Genomic DNA, 24,083 nt, shown 5'->3' with positions numbered 1-24,083 from the left:
TTAGGAAATAACTAAAAGATGGATTGGTTTTATATACTGAAACACTGGGGATGCACATTGATTCTGGCTCCTATCCTATCGCAATTAGCCAAAGAGATTGGGTTGTTACCTATTCGTCTATCATATAACACAGCGCTGGGGAATGAAAATACATTGGATAAAATCGATTTTAATCATTTGGACGATATGTGGCATTTCTTTAACACTTCATCTATTAGGCGGAAGTGTCATACCACAAATCAGCGTGTATTATATGATAGCTTCTGCCATTTGTGGAATATTGATAAAAATGAAAAGGAAAGAAGTAGAACCTATCGTTGTATGAGTATGAATATAGGTTTTGACAACATATTACAACACGTAAAATTGGTTTCAGATTATGATCTTAGTTAATTCATTCACAGAAATTAGCAGCATAAAAAGTCTCCACTTTTAAGTTGCAATTCCAATTACTTTGTACAACTTATTTTGATGGACAACAATAAATTTCGAGAGAGCAGATTTATGGGTGAAAAATATTGCCCTATCTTTGGATTTTAATCCAAAGTATGATTGACGAATTAAGACATATACAAGATTTCATATTCCGTGCCCTCGGGTTGCCTATTGCTGGTATAACTGAAGATAAAGAGTGTAAAGAATATGATGGATATAACTTTCAGATAGGAAGTTTCAAGATTAAATTTAGGAATGCGAAAGTCACGCCAAAGAAAATAGGACAATTTGTAACCCTTTGGAGGCGTAACGCGGAAAAACAAACGGAACCGTTTCATATAAATGATGATCTTGATTTCTATATGATCACTACGCATAACAACGAAAGGTTTGGATTTTTCTTTTTTCCAAAGCATGTACTGGGCCTACATCAAATTCTGACCGAAAACGGGAAGATTGGAAAAAGAGGGTTCAGGATTTATCCTGATTGGGACACACCTGTAAATGAACAGGCCCGGGCAGCAAAAGCATGGCAAACAACATATTTTATCGATTTGACTGATGATAGCAATACAGCCATTGAAAAATTAAACGTCCTTATTCAGGATAAGTAGCAAGGACTGCATTTAGTCATGACTATCAAATGTTAAAGTAATGTGCTAAATCTTTAACATTCTTTTCCATATGATAACTTCAATCGAGGCTTTCCCACCATTTGGTAAACGTTTGCTCCGTATCGTTCAAGTATACGATGTCGCCTATTCTGGGTGTGATCAATGTCGTTTTATGCGCTTCTTCATTTAACGCAGTAACACTTGTCAAAGGTTCGTCCCAAGGGTGGTAGCCCAATTTGAATTTGGATGAATGTATCGGTAACAATCGCTTTGTCTGTAAGTCCTTTGCGGCTTTCAATACTTCATCTGGCAATAAATGGATCTCCCTCCAGGCTGGATTGTACTGACCGTTGTCCAAAAGGGCTAGATCGAATCCACCAAACTGTTTCCCAATCTCGGCAAAATGCGTATCGTAACCGCTATCACCACCTAGATACAATTTCAAATCTGGTGTCTGCAAAATGTAAGAAAGCCAAAGCGTACTATTACTCTTCATGCCTCTGCCGGAAAAATGCCGTGCTGGCGCAGTGTGGACTGTAAGATCATCTCTGATCAAAATACGTTCGCTCCAATCTTTTTCGATTATTTGCGCAGGATCAAACTTCCAATATTCAAAATGCTCGCCCACTCCCAGACCACATATAACCTGCTTTATTTTGGGTTTTAATTTTATAATGGTTTCGTAATCGAGGTGGTCGTAATGATCGTGCGTGATGAGGAGATAATCAATATCGGGCATATCGTTAGCCGAATAAATATCTGTTCCAATGAATGACTTATTTGAACCTGGAATAGGCGAAGCATTGCCGCTGAAAACAGGGTCTACCAGGAACCGCGTACCGTTGAGCTGGATGAAGTAGGACGAATGACCGAACCAGATCAATACATTCTCGCTGACCGGCAAGCTTTTCAAATCGGTCTTTAAAGATGGGATTTCGTCTATCGGTTTGGTCCGAGGAAATTTTCGGAAAATAAAATCAAAGGTCACTTTGGTCATCGAATATCCCTCGCTGACCATAGGTGTATAGTGTGTGTTTTGAAATTTCCCGTCTCTGTACTGGGGCGATTGTTTTATCCGTTCCAATCGTTTTCCACTTGGTGCTTTCCCGAATTTAGGATGTTGCATATAGGCAAGGACAGCTACAGTCAATATACCTATAAAAATGAGTATCCCTATCATTACATTTTTCAATATTTTAAAAAGCTTCTCCCTTCTCATACTTTTGCCTTATGCACTTTGATTATGCAAATATACTTTGTAGATTTACAACCAACAACCATATAGTATGGTTTATACTTTATATTTTTTATCCACAAAAACATAAAGACATGTTAATCAATGAATTATCAAAAAGAACTAGCGTATCGATAGCTACGTTGCGATATTACGAGAATTATGGAATGTTCAAAGGTGTATCTGATGAAAAGGTGAGAACAAACAACTATAAACATTATGACGAACTTGTAGTGGAGAAAATAGAAATCATCAAAGGTGCCAAGGAGGTTGGATTTACATTAGCTGAAATAAAAGATTTGTTGGAAAACTGGCATAGTGAGCAACTATCGGTAGAAAAGAAAATAGCGGTCGTAAATAGCAAAATCAACGAGGTCGATGCCAAGATCCACCAACTAACGGAAGTCAAAAAGCTCCTAGCAAGATGCATTGAGGATATCGAAAACGGGAGGTGTTAGTATGATTTGAAAAAGTTTTTCCTTTATACGTTTATATCCCTCCCAAAGTGCTTCCCTATACCGCAGAACTTCTTTTGTTGCAGGATTTGCATTTTTTTCTTGGATAGTATCCCAAACGGCTTTATAAAGTTCATCTTCTGTCGTAAAAATATTTTCAATAGCTGATGATGCCCTGGCCTCTTGGAGAGCAATAGTATTGATCAACATATGGGGATTGGGCAGACGTTGGATATTACTGTATACACAAAGTAATAAAAGAAAATGGACATATTTATGGCATTTGTTCACTTTGTTTCAAAAAATGAACATATAAGGATTACTTGTTCAACCGCTTGATGGTGCGGTATAGTTCAAAGCTGATTTCAACCTACCGTTTAGCGAGGTCAATTGATCTGACCTGTGAGGCATGAATATAGAGGCTACAACATACAACTACTCGATTTTGAGTCTCTATTGACTCAGTTCGCGCTGAAAACAATAATTTTGTCACAGATATTCACTAAACTTGTGATAAAATAAAAAGGGGACTCCGATTCCCGCCTGACATATTAAACCGTCGTTACACATGAAATTATTCTTTTTATCAGCGTTAATATTCATAACAACATTTGTTAAAGCACAAGTTGACACATTAAAGGCCTACGATAGGGCGGATAGCATAATCCGATTAATAGACGAAAGAAAGATGGAAGAGCTTATATTAAACAGTACAGATTCAATAAAATGTTTTCCATGCGAGAATAAGAACATGCTGGCATCACGCTTTTTCAAATATGAATTATACCATATTTTCAATCCCGATTTAATAAGAAGGCTTAAGTCTTCCGTTAAACAGCTACATGTCGACAAACATCATGCTGATGTGGCAATAGTGTTCTATAATATTTACCAAAAGAATGAACTTGCTCCAGGCCATGAGGGCGGTACGTTCGGTATCTGGCTATATAGGGATGACGAAAATTTGAAATTTACGGGAGTTGAAACTGTGCCGTAATTAATGATTAAAAATTAACTGCCTTGTACTTTTACAAACTACACCATGATAAAATATTGCCTATTGCTGTTTGCCTTGTTTGTAGGCAACGTGTATGGTCAGCTAAAAGAGCCCCAGCTCCGACCTAAAATCAACAGAGATTCCCTAATAAAGACGCTTATAGAGGAATTTTCCGCAGAAGAGCAATCGGAGTTGCTTAATGCTACGGATGAGACTATAGATTTCATTCTTTTTATGGGGACAATGCCGACATCAAGCAAAAAGGAACTTATAGATAACTATACAGAACGGGAAGCAGAAATAAAACAACTCAAAGATCATTTCAAAGAACTAATCCCTGCAGGGGTCCATGTCGATTTTGGAGTTGATCCCCCTCATAAATATTTTGATATTCCAGAACGTATATCGCTGAAAATATTTAAAACAGGAGACAAAGAGAATTCAAGAGATAGGATGATATTCCATAGCGACAGCTATAATGACGTACCAGACTCATTGGAAACAGGATATAAGATATTGGGATGGGACGAATTTACATTGACAAAGATAAGACAGCTCCTCTCCGATGCAAATTGTATATCGATATCGACAGGCAATGAACTGGCTACAATAGGATTCTCTTATAGCGGTTTAGGTAAATACGCTTACAAACTATTTGATCAACTACTTAGTGAAGAGCAACAACAGAAATATAATGACGGATGTTTTTACATTTACTATAAAGACAATGTCGTTCTTGAGTATGGAGGCGGCGCGATTGGACGTCAATGTTTTGAAGAGGATGAGTAATAGCAGCAAAAAGCTTGTTATCTGATGAATTCAATAGCACTAAAAAAGGGATGTGTTATCACATCAATAGTGTACACACTATTAATTTTAGGCTTTTATTGGAGCCTTCTTGAAGCTTTCGGCACCAAAATAAGAACTGTGGAAATCGACAAACCATTAGGAAAATACTGACAATAGCATGTGGTGGAGAATATCAACTGACTAATAAATAATGAAAATTCATAAATTAATAATGTCATTAACATTGTTGACGATGGCATCATGCGCTACAAACAAATTTACATTTCAAAAAAAAATGTTTAACAGATTGAGCGAACTTGACATCAAGACCGTAATTGAAGTAGAAAAAGAAAGGAACTCTAAAGATATTACCCCCGTTCATCTGATAGAAATAGGAGAAGGAATTTATCCAAATAAAAACAGATATATTTTAGTGACACCTAGGAGTTATGAAAGCAAAGACAAGCCAAATTTCAAACTTGCAACATAATATTTTTATAGCGTAAATGACAGCTTGGTAAAAGTGATCCTATACCAATGGGATTTAGCATACAAAAACGATTTTGATTTTTTTGAAGATGAAAACTATACGCGGATGTTCAATGAATTTCAAACTAAGTTTGATGATCTAACTATCAAATTAACAAAGGAATTTGGCCAACCTGTTTTAAAAAATATCGAACAGAATACTTGAGGTCAAAGGCTTCTACAAGGACAGCTGGGAATCTTTTCGAAAAGGTAAAAACTACGATGCTTTTTTTATATTTAAAAAATAATAACGAACTTTGTATTAGGAGGTTTAAGACTATGAGTACCAACAGAGATAGAAAGAACAAGAAAAATGATGAGTTGACGGCTCAAGAACGTCAAAGCATCTATAACAACTCCTACTTCTTTAAAAAGAAAAACGAAGAGGCAATTGACTTCCTGAAAAAACATCCGATACCTAAGGAATATCTTCAACGCTAAGAGGGTCCTTTCCTATACTCGGTTTTAAGAAAGAAACGGACTCGGCCTGCATGCAGATAAAACTTGATGAGCCGATCTTCCCTCTGCGTACCGCTTGATAATCGTCGGTAAAGAATACCGATATACGTGCTTCCCGCAAGAGGTCCTCGACCTGTAATCTTCCAGTAGGTTTGAAAGGGTATCCGGTCTTCTCGCGTATACGGCGCGATTCATCATCCATGAGCAGGACATTAGGCGCGACCTCTCCAGATTTCCTGCCACTTCCTAAACTCGTCAAGCGAAATCTTGTACCGGGCATAATTTCCTTCGTGCATACCTAACAGTTCCGTTTCCAATGCTTCTATGAATTTGTTACGATCATCAGCCGGCAGTGTTTGGGCTTCGCTTTGTATGGCGTGTTTGGCCTGGTCTTTATTCATCATCTGCAAAGCAATATTCAGTATAACAGTCCGGATTTTGTCGCGATATTGTAAACGGAATGTGTCCGGTTCGCCCAATGATTGACGGATTGCAGCATAGCGCATCGCTGATCTTTCATAAGCCCAGATAAAAACGTCTTTAAACAACTCGATACGGTTCAATTCGTATACACCAAGAAGACCTCTGACATAATATTCCTCTGGAACATCTATGAATGTTAATGGGGCAAGGTTATGACGGTTCAGCGGTATATTTGCCGCCAAGCGTGAAACCCTCTTATTAACATCATCGAAAGGTTGTAGGTATGGTAAATGAACCGATACGAAGAATGCCTGCTCAAACGGATTTTCGATGAGGTTTGCGTTTTCCAAAATGAGGTCAAAGAACTCAGAAATAAGTTGTGGAATAGCCAAAGGGGTAAAAACGGAATTGGTAATGCCTACGGAAAACTCTCTTAACCTGCCCGGTGCTGCAGGATCTGGCAGCAAATTGTTTGAAAGGAGTGCATGCAGATTCAAGATGATATGCCGGCTAAATGAAATATCGCCTGCCGTATCTACAAGGAACTCAATAGCATCTTTATGGTTCAAGATCATTTGTGTTTCTCTGAGAGATTTATCCTGTGCCGGTGTTCCTTCGTGGATAAGACGTTCCGTATCCAACAATGAATAGGTATTACCCTCCAAACGGCTGGAGTTCCATGAGAGATCGATTAGTAATCTGTTTAAAATTTGTTGAGCGTATGTTCCAGCCGGTTGATTGCCTCCTTGTGTCCTGCCGATTTCGGCAAGTTTTTCTTTGTCCCCATTAGTTAGGTAGCTATCTATATTGGGACGGTAATGCTCTAAAAACAACCTATTGTAGCTAACCGGCTTCCGTTTGGCTACGTGCTTGGTAATAAAGCCAAGAATCTCTTTCCCTTCGGGAGACAGTGGAATCAGATCTTCCTGCTCCTTTGGCAAGCCCTGTAGTTTTTCTTTCAATGAGTAACGTGTAGCACGGGCGTCTCCCGACACAGCAATACGATTATCTTCCTTTAACTCCTTTAACCGTCGCTGTAATGTCCGTCGCTTAATGGCAAAACCGAGTTGATCACTAATCTGCTCAATAGACAAACTGCCTTCTGCCAGAAGGGACAAGATAATTTCTATTTGTTTTTTCTTATCCACACTATTTCTTATCGCGACAAAGTTAAATGAATTCTGTCGCGATACCAAGTATTGCGACATGTTTTGTCGCAATACTTGGTATCGCGACCGTTGTCAATTCCAGTAAATACGATGCTAATACATCCGTTGGAGCAATGCATATCGCTGAAAATATTTTAAAACAGAAGACAAAGAGAATTCAAGAGATAGGATGATATTCCATAGCGACAGCTATAATGACGTACCGTACCAGACTCATTGGAAAGCTGTTTGACCAACCAATTAGTGAAGAGCAACAAGAGAAATATAATGACGGATGTTTTTACATTTATTCTTTTTGAAACTGGCCCTTGGTTGATGGTTGTACACGGCCAGTTTTCACTAAAATCGATTTTTGTTCGTGGTCTACTTAATCAGCTTCACGGCTCAAATCTTCCCATTTTCTGTATTCATTTAATCTAGCATCAATCATTACTAATACTTGGTCATAAGCAACTCCTCCTAGAATTATTTTCTTGGGCGGTTCTTCAATATCTACAATTTTAGATACAACCGCTGATGCTAAAGAAACAGGTACGTCATATGAAGATGTCCATAATTTAGCAAGCTTGTTACGCAAATCTATGTAAGAGGGATTCTCTCTAGTAGAAGTAAGACCTCTTGTAAATAAATCGGTAACATACCCCCCTGGTTGTAAAATAGTTACTTTTATTCCAAAACTCTCAACTTCCATAGCGAGTGCCTCGCTCAGACTATCTAATGCGGACTTCGATGCGCTGTAAAGACCTACAGATGCAAAACCACCATTAGCACCCATAGATGTTACTTGAAGGATATGACCGTGTCCTTGACTTCTTAGTACTGGAGTTACTGCTTGTACTACCCATAATGCTCCAAAAAAATTGACTTTCATATGGTTCATTGCTTGCTCCTCGGTGACTTCCTCTACCATACCGAATAGAAATTGTCCTGTATTATTAATAACGACATCTATTCGACCATATTTTTCTATACATCTACCAACACTAGCAAAAACTGCATTTCGATCTGTTACGTCTGTTGATAATGCATAGAATCGATTAGGAAATTTCAACACTAAATCGTTTAAGGGGTCGACATTTCTTGCGATCACCATAACAGAATCACCCCTAGATAATGCTGTTTCAGTGAATGACCGACCAAGTCCACTGGAACCGCCGGTAATAAACCATACTTTAGATGACATTTCTTTTCTTTCTTTTGATTATCATTTTGTAAAACTACATTTGATAATCTTTGAAAAATTGTAAATAAACGACATTTTAGGTTTTGGCAAAGACAATATCTGAAGAGGCTACATTTTGATATGTAAGAGGTGTAAAACCACTGAATTGTTTAAAATCTTTAATAAAGTGAGCTTGGTCAAAATAGCCAAAACGGTAAGCTATATCGGTCATTTTGAAACGGTTTTCCAGACAGATGTCAGCGGCTTTTTCAAATCGTGAAATTCTATGGAAATGCTTAGGGGAAAATCCTGTCATTTTTTTGAAATTACGCTCAAATTGCCTCAAGGATAAGGAGTATTGATCCGAAATATTATTTATATCTAAAACACCTTCCAAGTTAATCAATTCATTGACGGCGTTTGCAATTATTATTTCTCCTTGAGACCTACAGTTTTTATTCCATTTTTTTTCAAGGAAAGAGCTTATGATTTTTATACGTGAATAATTGTTTGGAGCGGTAACAACTTTCTCCTCCAGATCATTTCCAAGCTTAGACCAAATAGAGTTAAAGTCTAAATATTCATTACTTAAAATTTCGGCTATATGCCCGGTTAGACTAAATAAGCTGTAAGGTTTTAAGACTACACCAAAAACAGAAACTTTCTTGCTGTATACAGTAAATTTCATAAAGGTGTTTGTTTGGCCATTAAACCCTGAACTATTTAAATTGATTTGTCTACCATCATCTGAAGAAATAGAAAAACAACCTTCAAGACCAAATACTATCCTAGGAAAAACTGTTGCTGTTGCGTAATGTGTATAGGCACCGATTCCCTCATCTGATTCAAAAAACCAGAAATTGGAAATAATATGCTGTACATTTAAAGGAGCAGCGAAAGTTCTAAAGATAAATGACATTTTCAAATTTAGCTAACAAAAATTGAGTTAAAAAATGAACCTTTTTTGTGCGAACGTCTTAATTGCACCCGTTGACCAGAGTGCCAATAGAATTAAAACCGGTTGAAAGAACAACCGCATAAGTCTTTTTTTGTCTGTATCGAGACCAAAGGCATCAATCTGGCAAATAACATAAATCCGCACAAAAAGATCCTGCATATATTTTGAAAATTAGATGTTTTTATCGAGGCCATAATTATAAATATTGCCCGGCGAATGTCTGCACAACCCTTTGCAATGTTCCCTCAAAGCTGTTATCTTTCTCGTTGCCGAATAATGCTGTTGCTTCCTTTTTCTTTATTAACTGTTTCTTAAGTTCAGCAATGGCAATCCTTGCTTCAGCATAATTAATTTCGTAAGTAATATTTTCGCACAAAACTTTGGGTATACTGTGAAATGATATCCATAATACCCTTCGCCTCGTCTACATTTTCTATATCTCTTGCCTTTTCGGCAATGAATTGCACAGTCTGTTGTAACTCGTACAGACGTTTTTGATTGATAGTGTAGCCTTGAATTAGGTACTCTTTAAATCGTTGGAAAAAATAGCGTTAAGAATAGCTATTGACTCGGCTCATGTTGAAAACAATAACCATTGACATTTTTTGTCATACGCTTGCAGCGAGCGCCCGCTTTAGTAATACCCCGGCACCGAACAGAAGTACTTCGCACACCTTTCGCCTCTCCCTGTCTGATTCCTAGTCCCGACGAAGAAGCATTACTTTGGCCAGTTTGATCTGGTCGACATTGGCTGCACGGAGAGAGTCCCAATTTCCTAGCGTCAGCAACCGTCAACTTTGTCGATACATTCTTAACGTAACGACACGTAGCTGTATGATACTTTTGGCCAGAAGGCGTCTTGTAGACTGTCTGTCCCATTACTATCGAAACGCTTAAAATAAACCCAGCAATAAGTAAAATTCTGATCATGGACAGTCAATATATAAATCCATCTACTAACGTTGAAGATTGTAGCTTATAACCAATTATCGATCTTAAAGATAGCTATTTAAAGTAAGTTTGAAAATTATTCTTACCCTGTATGGTAACAAAGAAATTTTAAATGAATAATATAATGAATTATTTATGCTGCCAACATCTTCCTCCACCACTCACCTTGCGCTGGCATGGAGCGCCTTTCTGGGTAGGTGCACCACAAATACCGGACACTGGCCTTGACGATCCTGACGACGGTACCTTATGACTGGCGGTAACACTGCCTTCGCCCGAATGGGTACTGATACGCGAACCATTTTTCAAAACGTATACATAAATGATATCCGATGAATTGGATTTTGAATTTACAGTTATATACATTTCAGAAATGCCTCTGAATTCCTTCTTCCATTGATTTCGATGCTCCTGAACATGTACATAGGTATTAAATTCGTTGAGATAGCGAATATCACAATAGTCACAAGTGACTTCATATCCGTAGGTTTCCTCCCCTTGATCATCTTTGCTGCATCCTGCTATCATAACAAATCCCAGGAATAGCATGTAAAGTAGTCTCTTTTTATTCATATCTGTAGTCTATAAAATCTATTTAGAGTATTTAATGTAGCTGTTGTGTCGGACTGATTTTTAATTGACTTAACATTTCCAATCTAACATCGACCTGATGTGCTATCAGTTTATCGTAATCGGATTCTTTGTCACTCATTTTCATGATAAGGATAAAAAGCTCCAATGAAAGGAAGAAAAACAAAAACAAGCTGTATACAAACATACCTACCCAGCTTTCTGCTACAACTTCTTTCAGCAAAACGAGTTCATCTAGAAAGCCAGTCGCTTCCTTAAGTTCTTGCTCTTTTTTGGTGCGTAATTCTGTGATAGACTGGCTCAATTCAAACTTTTTCTTATTCAGCTCGCCTATCTGATTTTGTAAGAACTCAAATTCTATTTTCAGCGGATTGTCAGCCACGGATGTATTACGCTGTGTAGTCGAATTCAATTGGTTACCTGAGCTATCCCTTGTAATACTTCCTGTGGTATAACTTGTGACGATTACAGGTCTTTTTTGCAATTCTTCACTTAAACTGAACAGCTTCTTATTGGAACCATCCAGCATGCTATCTATTTCCGCGACTTGGCGACGTATATCGACTTCGCTTATCTTTATTGCTTCTTCTACTCTTAAGCTCAATACCTGCGATTTCCGCAATTCAATATCATCTTTGAATGTAAATTGGTCCATGATCATCGCTCCTAATAATGCCATCACCAGTCCAAGGATTACACGGAATACCTTACCTCCCCGACTGATATGGTGCGACAGGATAATGATACGCTCTATCTGGAGAATGATAAAAGCCATGAGCAATCCTCCTATAATTCCGCCTGCTTCTCCCATATGGAGATACCTCGTCGCAAAACAATAGCCGATAAAAAACCAAACGAGCATAATAATCAACAACGCGCCGGTATATTTTTTGGCATTTTTCACGCTCTGTTCGCTGGAATTTCGAATCAACGGATAGCTTAATCCGGTTAAAAAGCAACAAAACTTTAAATAAGTATGATGAGCTTTCATAACTTTAAAATGATTTAGTTAACAGACTTGCCTGTGTGATAGATGCCATACCTTTCGTAAAACCTCGCTGATACGAGAGAATCGCTCGTTCGCAATAACCATTGTTACTTTTCAACGAAGTATCTATTTCGTTCACTTTCTGAATGTGCTCCATCAGATCCGTCTTACGACTTTTTAACTCTTCAACTAAATCCACCAATCCCGCTCTCGATCTGGACAGGATATGAAAATCCAAATCCTTTAAAAGGGAATCATGGTATATTCTGACTTTTTGGATAATGATCTCCAAGTCATATTTAATCAGTTGGACATTCTCTCTTTTATAGCTTTCATCGGGGCTAACCATAGCATCATTAAAGCCTTTTGTTTCAAAATCCCCTTCTAGATAATGGTAGATGGCTAGGATTCCTTTGGTATTCGATAAATATCCGTCAGAAGAAATTGCATTCTTTTCGATAAAAATTTCTTCTTTAATATCCTTGACGGATCGGTCTTCTTTGAAGGATTCTGGAACCGGAGGAATAGAAGCATCGTTTCTTCCGAAGATGTTTTTGAATAAAGCTGTCATATTTTTTATTTTAAATTACTATTGATGGTACTTTGTACAGGTAATGCCCTCGTTGGTGGCAAGTTTCACAGAGGGCAATCATCAGAACATGGGGGTAATCCCAAGGTTCTTTGAATTTCCTTGTTTTAATATCGAAATGGTATTGTCTATGATGTACCTGCAATTTTTCTTTGGCCCCACAGTTCACACATTGATGTTGATCCCTCTCCAAAATTTCCTTCCGCTTCTTTTTCCACCTTTCATCTAACAAGGACGCACCATAAGTACCGTGGGTGTGTTTACGCAAGAGTTCTAAAATAACGGTCATCGGTATAGTTTCAAGTGAACTCCGGGGATAATCTTTACACGTCGTCTAAATTTCCATGCCATGATCATTCATATTTAGTCATCTGGTGATTGTTAATGATACAAATGTATGGCCTCCAATGGTTTTGATTTTACGGCTTCCCGTAAAGCAACGATTTTGTAGAAAATAAAAGAGACTGCCGATTTCAGCAGTCTCCAGGTGAGAATTAATAATTGGGAATATTATTCGGGCAATTCTCCCCAAAGCCCTTGTTTTGTCTCGCGCGCCTGTTTTTGCAGATCAATAAACAGCTCCACATATTTTACATTGGGTGGATAGGTGTCGACTACGGCGTAGCCTTGTTCTACCAAAGAAGCATTTAAAAACGTTCCGTCTTCCAGATAAACATAGGCAAGCATCCGCTTATACCTATCCATAGATTGTACATCGAACTCCAAGCGAACCCATTGGTGTTCCGTCTGAGTCTGAACAATTTTTTTAGATTCGGATGCATAATATCCTTTCTTCTTCCAACGGGAGTTCCGTGTTTCCGGAGCATCGATACCAATGAAGCGTACTTTAAAAGATTCCGTACCGTTGTCCACCCAGAATGTGTCACCGTCGATAACTTTAGTTACATAGGCAAAACCCTCTTTCCAGCGTTTTTCTTTTTCCGCGCGCGAAGGTTCGTTTTCATGAAGCACTTGATCGGCGCCTCCTTTTATACTATAAATGTAATCTGATTGACTCTGGCACGCAGTATAGACATAGCATAACAACACCGATAAAATGGTAAAAATGTAACGATTCTTCATCGTGCAAAGATAGATTCCAATTTGCTAAATAATGCCAACATCTTTACAATAGGCTACGAGTTGTTCATTCTTTGAGAAACCTAGCACAGTACGCATAAGGCCTAATCTTTTCTCGACACTACTAAGCCCTGAAGGCTTCATGTTCTTCTCTTGTAAATAGAAAGGGATATTCTTCTGCGGAACGCCCTCCGCCAATAAGGAAATAATGTAAACATCAAACGCCGTGAATTCATGGCTATGTTTTTCCCGTAAAGATTCTTTAACCTCAGGTGAATAGTAGGCTCTGTTGTTATAAACTGCTTGTAAAGCTTCTTTAAGATGTTGCGCATCGCGGCGTGCTTTACGGACATAGCCATTGACAGCATCATGTTTAAATAACTCGTCTATGATACTGAACCGCGATTCTAATGAAAGTACGATTACTTTTATATCGGGCTGAATTTGTTTAACTGCTCGGACAAGTTCTGCACCATGTTTAATCTGTTGTGGAGTATGGTCATCTTCAAAAATCAGATCGGTAATCAATAGATCATAAGGTTCGCCCTCGTGCAACGCTTTTTTTATCCAATTTAAAGCGTCGTCACAATAGTAAACATATTTTGCGTCTTGAATACCTAAATCGTGCAATGTTTTCTGAACGGAAATATTGGCTATTTCGTGGTCTTCAGCAATCAATATTTTTTTAAACATACATCTCTTTTTTTAGGAAATGGGAATTGCGATTTCTACTTTCAACCCGTTTCCCGTTTCGCTGACAAAGATAATTTCACCATCTAGATTTTTAATACGGGAACCCGTATTCTTTAACCCATTTCCTTGAGCATGCACATTTTTCATTCCCACGCCATTGTCTTTGTAGAAGATTTTTAGTTTCCCTTCGTTTTTTCCGAAACGGATCACGACCTGGTCGGTATGGCTATGCTTTCGCATATTAACCATAAGTTCCTGCAACATGTGCTTGATTTCGGCTTTTACATTCTCGTTGACATGATCCCAGAGTTGACTCTCATTTCCTACGATGAGTACTTTTTGGTGTGCTGTGGCAAATGATGTCAATAATTCGGTTATCTGTTGTGCATAGGACTGCTCGGCTGGTAAAGAATCTTCGGCTTCATAAGATATATCACGGGATTTATGGTAAACACCTTCCAATTTATCCAAAATTCCTTCCCGGTCGATATCTTCTTTGTTTTCTATTTCACTCATCACCCGATAAATACCGTTGGCGACGACATCATGAACTTTGCGGGAGGTTTTAAGTTGGCTGGCTTTGATTTTATGCTGTGCTTCGAGCTCCAGCCGTTGTTTACGTTTTTTATACCAAAACCGTCCTCCTGCAACAAACAGTATCAGTAGGAATACAAGGCTTCCGATAAAAAATCGTTGTCGAGTCAGCCTATTGATTTTTTCTGCATTGTCTTTCTGCAGCCGCAGGTTATCGGCTTTATTTTTCTCTACTTCATACCGTATAAGGGCGAATTGATTTTTAGCAGCGGCTCTAGCTTGATGTAAACTATCGGTAAGCGACTGGTACGTCTGAAAATATTCCTTTGACTCTGTCTCGGGACTCAGTTCGATAAGTTTGCTTAAGGCGTAAACTTGGTCATCGGCACTTTGTATCTTTTTAGCCGTGTCGTACATTTTTTTTGCATACCATAGTGCGGAATCAGGCCGTGTATCGGCGTAATAGTCTGTCAGGTGAACGTAACTGGCATTCAACCCCCATAGATCATTTTCCTGTTCCCGGATAGCCAATGATGTTAGAAACTCATCTATAGCTGAATATGCAGGGTCAGCAAGCCATTTTGTTCTGGCTAAATTTGACAAGACGCGGGCGTATTCTATCTGGCTAGATTTTATTTCTTCATGAACGCGAACATAAATCTGCAATGCTTTATCATATTTCTTAAGTTGTTGATAGCATATCGCTATGTTATTCTGATATACCAATGTATTTAAAGAGTCATTCGAAAATTGAAGTGCGAGTTCGTAGAAAGTTAACGCTTGTCCAAAATCGCTGAGTTTTACTGTAGCAGCACCAAGATTATTGTAATTTGTACTAAGGTAGATATAATGCTCAGGATTACTTTCATCCAAATAATCTGTTGCTTGAAGAGCTGTCTCCTGTGCACCAAAATAGTCACCTTGATCTTTTTGGGTAATAGCCATATTGATTAGGCAGTTGGCTACATTCAGACTATCATCTGCTTCTATATAGATATCCTTCGCTTTGCTAAAAGCAAAAAATGCACTGTCATCAACTCCTCGCTCCAAATATTCATATGCCTTATCGATATCTGGATTTTGTACAACAACACGATGATTCTTATCGTCTTCTGAACAGGCGACAAAAACGAAAGCAGCGATATATATAGGCAGTGACTTCACTAAGGTTTGTTTTCTCTAAATTAGAGAGAATAATTGGCAAAACAAAAAAGGCAGCTTTCGCTGCCTAAATGAAAAATTATTGATTTTTGGGACGGGGGGGACGCGGTGGACGAGGAGTTGACGTTTCTCCACCGTGATCACCAGCTGTTTGAACGGTTTGCTGTCCACATTTATTACCATTGTGAGCTGAGTCACTACCTTGTCCAAATAATAGGGCTAAAATTAAATACCACATTTTTCAAAAATTTAAAAGTCAAAAACTTGGTAGGTCCACGTGCTTCATGCACGGGATTGCTACGATTGTTTTCAGAAGGCCTTCTGAATTTTTGGGAAGTGGGAGCTTCGGTCGCGGGAGACAATAACTGCTTCCCAAACCGGCTAATGCCTACCGCGACTTCTTCTCTTTTTGGAATCTCTTTCGTATCTTTCCTCGAAAGAACGAGTTGATGTTTCAACTGATTCCGAAAGCAAATTTATGACTAATAAAGACCTACAAACCAATGTTTTACGATGTTTCCGACATTTCCGAAATTATTCCAATTATTCCGGCAATTCGCTGGAATTTCCGATGTATTGATGTTGATTTTAGGTTCGCTATGTTTACGGGTTTCCGTAATTTCCGGTAATCCAATTGATATAATTTTGTAATAATGTTTGAAAAATTCCAAATGGCGGTGAGAAACGCCTACCTAGATTTGAAGAATGAAGGCCGACTAGATTTCGGTAGGGAATGTCCTTCGCCGGGGAAACTTAGATCCTGGTGCTTAAAACGTTACCTAGAAAATCTCAATCATGATGACGAAAAAGTCTTTATTGATTTTTTTAATAGCGGAAAGTCCTCAAAGGATCTCTCCGTTCTTATCGAAAAATTTGATTTGGACAAGCTAAAACCTTTGCGGAGTTTTATAAATGGTGATACGAAGAAAAGACCAGACGAAAATATTGTGAAGTTGCTCGCTGTGCTGATCGACTTCAAACCTCGCCCCTACAATGCTTCGCATTGGAACGAAGATTCATACGGTGATAATTTGAATAACAACGGAGAAAATCCCCCGACATCAAGTTCGGACTCCGAAGACTTTCCTTCAGAAAATCTATCTGACACAGCTGAAGCTGGAAAAGAAGGACATACGCCAGAAGCTATTGACCAGGCACAGGTTACAACGACAGAATATAAACAGGATATAAAGCCGATAGAAAGAAAATCGAAGAATAAGACGCTATTATACGCAGGCAGCGGTTTAGTTCTCGCCTCCGTATTCTTTATTGTTTATAATATAATTACGCCTGCGGACTGTATGTGTTGGAATGGTGCACGTTATGTGGAGGTGGATTGTCAAGATAAAGGACAGCCCTATCAGATTATCGGGCTTGACAAAAATAAATTGGCTCATTTTCAAAAAATTACTCGTCCGGACACATTAAACGATGAGGACATAGGAAAGGTTTGGTACTCTAAAATAAATAATGAAGTGGAATTTTTCACGTATCCAGGACATCATCCGATAAAACAAGAGAGATCACTAAAAGCGGTCACAAAACACATTATTGAGAGATATGCAGGGGAATATATAAAGGAGGAATGATGTTGTGTGAAGCATCGTTTCAATCGCCTCCTCACTCTACTCCTAAAGTATATCGCGGTCTCCTTGTCCATAAAGTAAACATAGCATGCCATCATACCACGACCAAGGAGGACACGATACGTATTCTTGACCAACTGTAGAAAGTCTGGTCCTTTGACTTGGCTATCGTGGGAGTTCTCGGGAAAATCCTCTGCCACCTTATCCCGAATAGCCTGCTCTACCGCATGGGGACTATCCATTTTGGAACTGCTGCCAGTCGCGAGCGTCGCGAAAGTCCCCAAGCTGAAATTTTGATTCCCACGAAGCTGCAATTCCCAATTGTTGATCTTTATTCACAACAATAGCTTATCGCCATATTGCCCAACTTTTGCCCCACTACCATATAGGAAATACTTGAACCAGAAGTACCAGTTTTAATTAGAATTTTGAATTTACTAGACAACCCTGTTAATTCAGTCGTCGCTGTTTTGCAATAGAGTAGGTTACTGCAAACATCAGGTCCTTGCGTTTTATCGTTGATTGCACCTTGCAGAGTGGTATGTCGGGAATTCCGACATACCACTTCTTCTTCCAACTTAAACATAAAAACGGACTATAAAATTCAGGGTGGTGATTTATTTCTTAATTAAAACTAGTCCGAAATTCCAAAGGCGTTTGATTTGTTTTGGATTTGAACAATCTATTGAACGATTGAGGTTGTTCAAATCCTAATTGGTACCCGATTTCGGAAACGGAAAGTGATGTGGAACTGAGCATGTTTTTAGCCACATCTATCAGTTTACCGTGGATATGGCTTTGGGCACTCTTACCTGTTGATGTTCTCAAAAGATCACTTAAATAATTAGGTGACATATGTACAGCTTCAGCAAAATATTTCACGTTAGGCAAACCCTTTTGCAAATGAAGCTCCTCTTGAAAGTATGCATCCAATAATTCTTCAAACTGAACCACGATTGGCTGCTGATGTGTTTTTCGGGTGATGAATTGCCGGTCGTAAAAACGTTTTCCGTAAACGAGCAACAAGTCCAGAAAACTCACGATGGCTTCCTGACTATAACTATCTATTTTACTCTTGTATTCGGTTTCGATGCCTTTAGCAATTGTATTACACTGGACTTTTTCTTCGTCTGAAAGAAACAAAGCCTCATTGACTTTGTATTCAAAAAAATCATAACGTTGAATCTTTTTGTCTAAAGGAAAAGTACGCAGAAAATCGGGATGAAAATTGATAGAAAATCCCTCTTTCACAATAGCAGCGTTGGGATCTACCTTGATGGTTTGTCCGGGCTTGAAAAACGACATCGCTCCCTGCGTAAAATCAAAGTGATGCGGACCATACTGAATCACGCAATCCGCACCTGATTTCACGCTGATGTTGTATAAATTAGAATGGATATTGCAAGTCACTTTCGGATGCGAATAGCTAATCTTTGAAAAATTGACGATACTAAATAAAGGATGCAATGGTTTTTCAATGCCCATCATGTCATGATAGGATGCTACAGAATCAATGTGGATATTTATTTCCTTGGATGAAGCCATTGTTTTACGATGGAATATATTGTGTATAAATTTAGTGATTTATATAATAAAAGAGCTTCCCAGTTGTGAAGAAGCTCTTTTGTAACCTATTTATTTATTCCGGAAAGTCAAAAGTACGATTACCTGTTTCCGCACCAGCGGGTAGTATCTCTTCAATTTTTTGCAATTCGGATGCTGTAAATTTAATTTTTGTAGCCGCTATATTCTGTTCTACATATTTCACTCTTTTAGTTCCGGGAATAGGCGTAATTCCTTTTTGAATGAGCCATGCAATTGCTAGCTGTGAAGTACTGTATCCTTTTTCATCTGCCATTTTTTCCAATTCTTTTACTAATTCAATGTTTTTGTAAAATTGTTCTCCTTGAAAACGTGGTATGTTTCTACGAAAATCATCGTCCGGCATATCGTCTGGAGATTTTAATTCACCCGTTAAAAAACCTCTGCCTAAAGGTGAATATGCTACTAATCCAATGCCTAATTCGTTGACTGTATTCAATACACCATTGGTTTCTACATCGCGACTGAATAGCGAAACTTCATTTTGAACTGCCGTGATGGGAGCCACGGCATGTGCACGTCTGATCAAATCTGCATCGATCTCGGAAACACCGATGTATTTTACTTTTCCCGCTTGCACTAATTCTGCCATGGCACCAATTGTTTCTTCGATCGGCACTTTGGGATCGGGACGGTGAAGATAGTATAAATCGATGACGTCTGTATTCAGATTTTTAAGCGAACGATCGACTGATTTTCTAATGTATTCCGGGCTGGCATTCGTTCTCCAGGTCATTTGACCGTTATCATCTATCTCGTATCCGAATTTTGTTGCGATGATATATTCGTTACGGTTTCCGGCAATGGCTTTTGCGATCAACTGTTCATTAAAATGCGGACCGTACAAATCGGCTGTATCTAGAAAATTTCCGCCCAACTCAAGGGAGCGATGGATCGTGGAGATGGATTCTTTTTCGTCTGCTTTTCCGTACACATCAGCACCTGCTAAGCTTGTCATACCCATACAGCCTAATCCTACTAAGGGTATTTCAAGTCCTTGACTACCTAATTTTTTTGTTTGCATAACTAATAAATTTTGATAGTTCAAAGGTAGAAAGCTAAAAATCAGCCCGATGATCCAAATTACGGATATTTGTAGCCGAATTAACCATACCCTTAAAAGTTAGGTGTATCGTATCCATTCCTCGGAGAAGAGTTTCCTCATCATGTGAAAGCGTATGACGAGCAATTTAACAAGCGTCACCATAGATGAGTGTTTGATATGGACACTATACCGGCGACATTAACCGGCTTACTGATTTTGCGATTAGACGACAATTTCTTAACCAAACATGATAAAGAAAACTTGAGGAAATGGGTCCGAACTAAGACTTGTTGAACTTTTTTTGCATATACGCCTTAATTGCACCCGTCGACCAAAGTGCCAACAGCATTAAAACCGGCTGAAAGAACAACCGCATTAGTCTTTTTTGATCTGTATCGAGACCAAAGGCATCAATCTGATTGGTGTATTGCGAGATGTTACCTGGAAAAACGAGCATGTAGAATAGGGCTAATATAACGCCTACTTTAACTTTATATCTGCTTAAAAATATCATGGCCAATCCAAGAGCAATTTCAACAATTCCGGAGGATATAACCACGAAGTCCATGAAAGTTGGATTGCTTGGCAACCATCTAGGTACCTGAGCCAAAAATTCTTTTCGAAGAAAGGTTAAATGACTTATGCCCGCAAATAACATGAACCCGCCCAAAAAGATCTTGCATATATTTTGAAGCGTAGATGTTTTTACTGAATCCATATTAGCTTTATCAATTTAACACTTCTTCGTCGACCGAAAAACTTTCGTTAAAATAACGAAGTACGCCGTGCCATTTTCCGTCCACGGTATATTTTTCACCGGTGGTTTTATCGTGTATGACCAACTTAAATGAACAGATGATATCATGCCGGTCAATAGATTTTGCGAATATTAGTTTTGATTGTGCGGGTACTTTCAGGTCGAAGGTAAATGTACTGTTACGCTTGTACGGCTCCCGTTGCTCGCTGTCGCTTATTGTAAAAGGTTCGGGATAATAGGAAAATGTCCCATCTTCGTAATATACATCAGGCACCTTAACCTTAAATTCGGTGATATTTAAATCTAAGGGTAATTCGTTTTCTTCTAGATTTAATTCAAAAAAGGAAGTTTTGAAAAGATCATCAAACGTTTCGACGTGCTGTACTTCCTTAAGGGTATTCCCGGAATTAGTAAACTCCTCTGTGCATATTTTGATCTTCACAGTATCAATTTTGTCGTCATCCGCCAATAGATACGTCAAACTTTCTATTTCATATTCGTGAGGAAGAATGGTTTCGTCTCCGTCAACTTCAGGATGTAAAGATTCCTTCGAGCAGCTACCAAGAAATAAAGAGGCTATAGCAACGATAAAAAGTAATTGTCTATAATTTAATGCAAATGTTAGGATCATACCGAAAAACGTAAATCAATAAACCAAACTTACGTAAAAAATATTGCTTCCTTCGAAACTAGGCGCGTTAAACTTTTCTTTTAGATTCGAGTTTTCATGACTTGTTTTATCCATTTCGGCTGATTGGATTATTTTCAAAATGATTATCTGTTGTCGCTGCAGCGAGGGGCGCCTTTTATTTCTGTTGGTTTAGGCGGCGGCTATTTGTAACTTCAGAATCCCACCATTACGTGACTGGTATAATTAAATTAGCGCCACTGACCCGCCTAAATGACTTTGACATCTTCCCATTGATTTATAAAAGATTTTTGGTAGTTTTATAAAGTTTAGTTATTTGTAAAATAACTAAAGCAACTGACTAATTTATGTCTATAGCAACTCCAAAACCCTACACTGAGAAATGGGATAACATGTCTCCTTCTGAACGAGGACGGCATTGTTCTATCTGCTTCACATAATTGACAATTATGAATTATTTAAGAAACATATTTTTAAAAGCTAATAGTAACCATATCCATTTAGCGATAACAACTTTCTTCTTTTTACTATATGGATTTTTCCCAATAAAGGCACAAGAAAAAACAACCTTGTTAGGCGATTGGATAAAAGTAGGTGTGACCTATTTAGACGGCATGGAAGTAGAAGAAGCGCACCCGCTGAAATATGCATTCTTAAAATACAGTTTCAAACCAAAGAACAAGGCTGCCATAATTACTGATTATACCCATGCAGGAAACTTCAATTCTTATGAGGATAGAAACGGTACAATAGAGATTTCTACCAATTTTAAAGCCAAAATAACATTGGGAATTATCCGTCTTACTTCGGATAGCTTAATTGTCGTCCAACCGGGAACTTTAGGAGCAACAGATCCAAGTTCGCTATTGATAACATTAATTAGATACGAACATTTACAAAATACATCGGAATGGAACGGAAAGGATTTGGTAGGTATTTCCAAAACTGATACGGTTTACAAAGCCAGTCAAAAGATCCATCCTACTTTTTCGAACCCCTATGGACTACGCCATGCTTTGCAGACGGCGATGCCATCTTATAGCAAATATATGACGGGCTTTTCCCAGGATTATGGGCGGCTGTTTTTGGCAACTTTTGTTGTTCGTAAATCTGGCTCCGTAGATAATATAAAAATCTTGCAAGGGATGGATGATAAATTTAACAAGGAATTTATTAAAACCTGTAGTAAAATGGCAAAGAATTGGAACCCCGCTCATTACAATGGAGAGCCTGTTGACGCTCAAGTCACCCTGGAAATAGATTTCAATTTTATGGATCAATTTTTAACTGATGAACGATATACTAGATACGCTGCGAAGCGGATTGAGGAAGGTGATATTTATGGCGCTATAACGTACTTTGACAGGATGATCGCCAAAAACCCTAAAAATGAAAAAGCTTTGATAAATCGCGGTTACTGTTATCTCTTGTTAAATGATCAAGAGTCTGCCTGCGAGGATTTCAGAATACTGCGAAATCTCGGATTCGACTCTGGAAAGTCATTATTAGAAAAACACTGCAAATAATATTAAATGGAATAAGGAATGTTTGGAAACAAAACTAAAAAACCATTATACCGAAAGGTCAACACAGAAGTTGATATCCAGCTATAGCTTTTTCGCCAATTCCCACTGTTTGGCAATAGTTTCTTTCGCTAAAGGAAGTTCCGTTTCCAAATCCGTAAACCGACATTCCAATGCGATCATTCCTTTGTAACCAATTTGCTGAAACGCACGGAAATAAGGCACAAAGTCATCTCCTTTTACCCCTGGGGAGGAACGTGTTTCTTTCTCACCTATATCGCAATGGTAAATATATTTTCCTCCATCGATAATATGGTCAGCTGGCTCATCTTCACGCATCATATGGTAGATATCTACCGTTACACGGAAATTTGGATGATCTACTTCTTTGGCAATCAAAATGGCCTCTTGCAAAGTATTGATGAAATTGCATTCTTCTTTATTCTGGCTTTCCAGCGAGAGTACGATATTATATTGCGCAGCAAGAACGGCCAGTTTTCCAGAAATGTCTACAAACTGCTTGCGTGCGACATTTTTATCAAACCCATCGGGGATCATGCGGGATGCGCCACTACCAAAAACAATTAGCCGAATATTTGCTTTTTCTGCTCGCTCAAAAACTCTGGTAGCATACGCCATGATTTTTTGCTCATTAACTTCGGGCCCGGTGGTCTTGATGGAACCGGGGATAAAAACATTACAAACGACCATATCCAGCGGATAATTAATATTATTGATATGCCCATCATATAGACTATCCGGTTTTTGCGGTTGCAACATTTCGGCAACAGTCGGTTGAATAAAAGTATATCCATGTTTATGGATCAAAGGAACTTTATCCATTGTCGCACAAACGCCTAACAGTGGAACGTCTGTTTTTTGGCCAAAAACTAAATCTTGACTGGTGACAATAAGTAACAAAAAAAGATAGATCAGTTTTTTCACTGCTTCGATGTTAAGGTTTATAAGTAAGATGTGTCTTAATAGCACTATTTAAAAAGTTAATATAGTATTTTTTATTGAATCTTCATGAAACTTTTCGTGAAAATGCAAGGGAGATAGCAGCGTATCCTTTCTACTCATCTCTTCGATCAATTGTCGATAGAATACT

Annotated in this window: 29 protein-coding genes; 9 read left to right on the top strand and 20 right to left on the bottom strand. The window is 38.4% G+C overall.

Translation table 11 applies throughout. The annotated features are described in order from the left end of the window. Positions 1 to 18: 18 nt before the first annotated feature. Together H8B06_RS19140 and H8B06_RS19135 are read left to right on the top strand one after the other, a co-directional pair. Complete coding sequence (locus H8B06_RS19140; RefSeq protein WP_190995802.1) at positions 19 to 393, top strand: hypothetical protein; 375 nt, start codon at positions 19 to 21, stop codon at positions 391 to 393. Between the two features lie 155 nt (positions 394 to 548). Next, positions 549 to 1,049 (top strand): MepB family protein, encoded by a 501-nt coding sequence (locus H8B06_RS19135; protein WP_190995801.1) that lies wholly within the window; start codon positions 549 to 551, stop codon positions 1,047 to 1,049. A 79-nt stretch (positions 1,050 to 1,128) separates the two neighbouring features. Here the strand turns inward: H8B06_RS19135 and H8B06_RS19130 are convergent, their stop codons facing one another. Continuing rightward, positions 1,129 to 2,268 carry an MBL fold metallo-hydrolase gene (locus H8B06_RS19130; RefSeq protein WP_223857784.1) on the bottom strand — a complete coding sequence of 380 codons (1,140 nt, stop codon included), beginning with the start codon at positions 2,266 to 2,268 and terminating at the stop codon, positions 1,129 to 1,131. Between the two features lie 110 nt (positions 2,269 to 2,378). Here H8B06_RS19130 and H8B06_RS19125 point away from each other — a divergent pair, with 110 nt between their 5' ends. Next, a complete protein-coding gene (locus H8B06_RS19125; RefSeq protein WP_190995800.1) occupies positions 2,379 to 2,741 on the top strand; it encodes a MerR family transcriptional regulator in 363 nt (120 codons plus the stop codon). Here H8B06_RS19125 and H8B06_RS19120 read toward each other — a convergent pair. Further along, positions 2,700 to 3,029, bottom strand: coding sequence for a Fic/DOC family N-terminal domain-containing protein (locus H8B06_RS19120; RefSeq protein ID WP_317170961.1), 330 nt, complete (start codon positions 3,027 to 3,029; stop codon positions 2,700 to 2,702). The genes H8B06_RS19125 and H8B06_RS19120 overlap by 42 nt on opposite strands. Before the next feature lie 277 nt (positions 3,030 to 3,306). Between H8B06_RS19120 and H8B06_RS19115 the strand changes: the two genes are divergently transcribed. The 4 genes from H8B06_RS19115 (at position 3,307) to H8B06_RS19100 (ending at position 5,493) form a co-directional block, all read left to right on the top strand. Beyond that, positions 3,307 to 3,735, top strand: a complete 429-nt coding sequence (locus H8B06_RS19115; RefSeq protein ID WP_190995799.1) for a hypothetical protein — start codon at positions 3,307 to 3,309, stop codon at positions 3,733 to 3,735. Positions 3,736 to 3,780: 45 nt separating this feature from the next. Then, positions 3,781 to 4,524, top strand: a complete 744-nt coding sequence (locus tag H8B06_RS19110) for a hypothetical protein (RefSeq protein WP_190995798.1) — start codon at positions 3,781 to 3,783, stop codon at positions 4,522 to 4,524. A 211-nt stretch (positions 4,525 to 4,735) separates the two neighbouring features. Further along, positions 4,736 to 5,014, top strand: a complete 279-nt coding sequence (locus H8B06_RS19105; RefSeq protein ID WP_190995797.1) for a hypothetical protein — start codon at positions 4,736 to 4,738, stop codon at positions 5,012 to 5,014. A gap of 317 nt (positions 5,015 to 5,331) precedes the next feature. After that, complete coding sequence (locus tag H8B06_RS19100; protein ID WP_190995796.1) at positions 5,332 to 5,493, top strand: hypothetical protein; 162 nt, start codon at positions 5,332 to 5,334, stop codon at positions 5,491 to 5,493. On the opposite strand, the gene H8B06_RS19095 is transcribed toward H8B06_RS19100, so the two are convergent. The 12 genes from H8B06_RS19095 to H8B06_RS19045 all read right to left on the bottom strand — a co-directional run bounded on the left by H8B06_RS19095 (position 5,471) and on the right by H8B06_RS19045 (position 16,268). Beyond that, positions 5,471 to 5,713 carry a DNA/RNA helicase domain-containing protein gene (locus tag H8B06_RS19095; RefSeq protein ID WP_223857783.1) on the bottom strand — a complete coding sequence of 81 codons (243 nt, stop codon included), beginning with the start codon at positions 5,711 to 5,713 and terminating at the stop codon, positions 5,471 to 5,473. The two genes, H8B06_RS19100 and H8B06_RS19095, sit on opposite strands and share 23 nt — an antisense overlap. Positions 5,714 to 5,723: 10 nt before the next feature. After that, positions 5,724 to 7,142 carry a Fic family protein gene (locus tag H8B06_RS19090; protein WP_190995794.1) on the bottom strand — a complete coding sequence of 473 codons (1,419 nt, stop codon included), beginning with the start codon at positions 7,140 to 7,142 and terminating at the stop codon, positions 5,724 to 5,726. Between the two features lie 328 nt (positions 7,143 to 7,470). Continuing rightward, on the bottom strand, positions 7,471 to 8,286 hold the full coding sequence (locus tag H8B06_RS19085) for an SDR family NAD(P)-dependent oxidoreductase (protein ID WP_190995793.1): 816 nt from the start codon (positions 8,284 to 8,286) through the stop codon (positions 7,471 to 7,473). Between the two features lie 76 nt (positions 8,287 to 8,362). After that, positions 8,363 to 9,184 (bottom strand): helix-turn-helix domain-containing protein, encoded by an 822-nt coding sequence (locus H8B06_RS19080; RefSeq protein WP_190995792.1) that lies wholly within the window; start codon positions 9,182 to 9,184, stop codon positions 8,363 to 8,365. A 600-nt stretch (positions 9,185 to 9,784) separates the two neighbouring features. After that, complete coding sequence (locus tag H8B06_RS21010; RefSeq protein WP_223857792.1) at positions 9,785 to 10,102, bottom strand: DUF5763 domain-containing protein; 318 nt, start codon at positions 10,100 to 10,102, stop codon at positions 9,785 to 9,787. 201 nt (positions 10,103 to 10,303) lie between these two features. Continuing rightward, positions 10,304 to 10,747, bottom strand: coding sequence for a hypothetical protein (locus H8B06_RS19075; RefSeq protein WP_190995791.1), 444 nt, complete (start codon positions 10,745 to 10,747; stop codon positions 10,304 to 10,306). A 31-nt stretch (positions 10,748 to 10,778) separates the two neighbouring features. Then, positions 10,779 to 11,756, bottom strand: coding sequence for a DUF4407 domain-containing protein (locus tag H8B06_RS19070; RefSeq protein ID WP_190995790.1), 978 nt, complete (start codon positions 11,754 to 11,756; stop codon positions 10,779 to 10,781). A gap of 4 nt (positions 11,757 to 11,760) precedes the next feature. Beyond that, positions 11,761 to 12,324, bottom strand: a complete 564-nt coding sequence (locus H8B06_RS19065; RefSeq protein ID WP_190995789.1) for a hypothetical protein — start codon at positions 12,322 to 12,324, stop codon at positions 11,761 to 11,763. A 528-nt stretch (positions 12,325 to 12,852) separates the two neighbouring features. Continuing rightward, the gene (locus tag H8B06_RS19060) at positions 12,853 to 13,425 is read right to left on the bottom strand and encodes a thermonuclease family protein (RefSeq protein ID WP_190995788.1); all 573 of its coding nucleotides are present in this window, start codon (positions 13,423 to 13,425) and stop codon (positions 12,853 to 12,855) included. Positions 13,426 to 13,449: 24 nt separating this feature from the next. Beyond that, positions 13,450 to 14,115: a response regulator gene (locus H8B06_RS19055; protein ID WP_190995787.1), complete on the bottom strand. Its 666-nt coding sequence runs from the start codon at positions 14,113 to 14,115 to the stop codon at positions 13,450 to 13,452. A 12-nt stretch (positions 14,116 to 14,127) separates the two neighbouring features. After that, positions 14,128 to 15,813: a tetratricopeptide repeat-containing sensor histidine kinase gene (locus H8B06_RS19050; RefSeq protein ID WP_317170960.1), complete on the bottom strand. Its 1,686-nt coding sequence runs from the start codon at positions 15,811 to 15,813 to the stop codon at positions 14,128 to 14,130. A gap of 194 nt (positions 15,814 to 16,007) precedes the next feature. Then, positions 16,008 to 16,268 carry a hypothetical protein gene (locus H8B06_RS19045; RefSeq protein WP_190995786.1) on the bottom strand — a complete coding sequence of 87 codons (261 nt, stop codon included), beginning with the start codon at positions 16,266 to 16,268 and terminating at the stop codon, positions 16,008 to 16,010. Between the two features lie 195 nt (positions 16,269 to 16,463). Between H8B06_RS19045 and H8B06_RS19040 the strand changes: the two genes are divergently transcribed. Then, entirely contained in the window at positions 16,464 to 17,399 is a 936-nt protein-coding gene (locus tag H8B06_RS19040; protein WP_190995785.1) for a hypothetical protein, read from the top strand. Here the strand turns inward: H8B06_RS19040 and H8B06_RS21005 are convergent. The 5 genes from H8B06_RS21005 to H8B06_RS19015 all read right to left on the bottom strand — a co-directional run bounded on the left by H8B06_RS21005 (position 17,312) and on the right by H8B06_RS19015 (position 21,431). Continuing rightward, positions 17,312 to 17,638 (bottom strand): DNA/RNA helicase domain-containing protein, encoded by a 327-nt coding sequence (locus H8B06_RS21005; protein ID WP_190995827.1) that lies wholly within the window; start codon positions 17,636 to 17,638, stop codon positions 17,312 to 17,314. The genes H8B06_RS19040 and H8B06_RS21005 overlap by 88 nt on opposite strands. A 382-nt stretch (positions 17,639 to 18,020) precedes the next feature. Continuing rightward, entirely contained in the window at positions 18,021 to 18,941 is a 921-nt protein-coding gene (locus H8B06_RS19030) for a helix-turn-helix domain-containing protein (protein ID WP_190995784.1), read from the bottom strand. Between the two features lie 94 nt (positions 18,942 to 19,035). Continuing rightward, on the bottom strand, positions 19,036 to 20,022 hold the full coding sequence (locus tag H8B06_RS19025; RefSeq protein ID WP_190995783.1) for an aldo/keto reductase: 987 nt from the start codon (positions 20,020 to 20,022) through the stop codon (positions 19,036 to 19,038). A 301-nt stretch (positions 20,023 to 20,323) separates the two neighbouring features. Then, a complete protein-coding gene (locus tag H8B06_RS19020; RefSeq protein WP_190995782.1) occupies positions 20,324 to 20,761 on the bottom strand; it encodes a DoxX family protein in 438 nt (145 codons plus the stop codon). Between the two features lie 10 nt (positions 20,762 to 20,771). Beyond that, positions 20,772 to 21,431 carry a hypothetical protein gene (locus H8B06_RS19015; protein ID WP_190995781.1) on the bottom strand — a complete coding sequence of 220 codons (660 nt, stop codon included), beginning with the start codon at positions 21,429 to 21,431 and terminating at the stop codon, positions 20,772 to 20,774. Between the two features lie 467 nt (positions 21,432 to 21,898). On the opposite strand from H8B06_RS19015, the gene H8B06_RS19010 reads away from it, so the two are divergent. Further along, positions 21,899 to 22,975, top strand: coding sequence for an energy transducer TonB (locus tag H8B06_RS19010; RefSeq protein ID WP_190995780.1), 1,077 nt, complete (start codon positions 21,899 to 21,901; stop codon positions 22,973 to 22,975). 81 nt (positions 22,976 to 23,056) lie between these two features. Here H8B06_RS19010 and H8B06_RS19005 read toward each other — a convergent pair whose 3' ends face one another. Continuing rightward, positions 23,057 to 23,917, bottom strand: coding sequence for a sugar phosphate isomerase/epimerase family protein (locus H8B06_RS19005; protein ID WP_190995779.1), 861 nt, complete (start codon positions 23,915 to 23,917; stop codon positions 23,057 to 23,059). Positions 23,918 to 24,083: the final 166 nt, after the last annotated feature.

This window comes from Sphingobacterium micropteri (assembly GCF_014692515.1).
In the GTDB taxonomy this organism is placed as follows: Bacteria; Bacteroidota; Bacteroidia; order Sphingobacteriales; family Sphingobacteriaceae; genus Sphingobacterium; species Sphingobacterium micropteri.
Note: the sequence above shows the minus strand (reverse complement) of the source record. Positions and strands in the feature narration are given on the sequence as shown.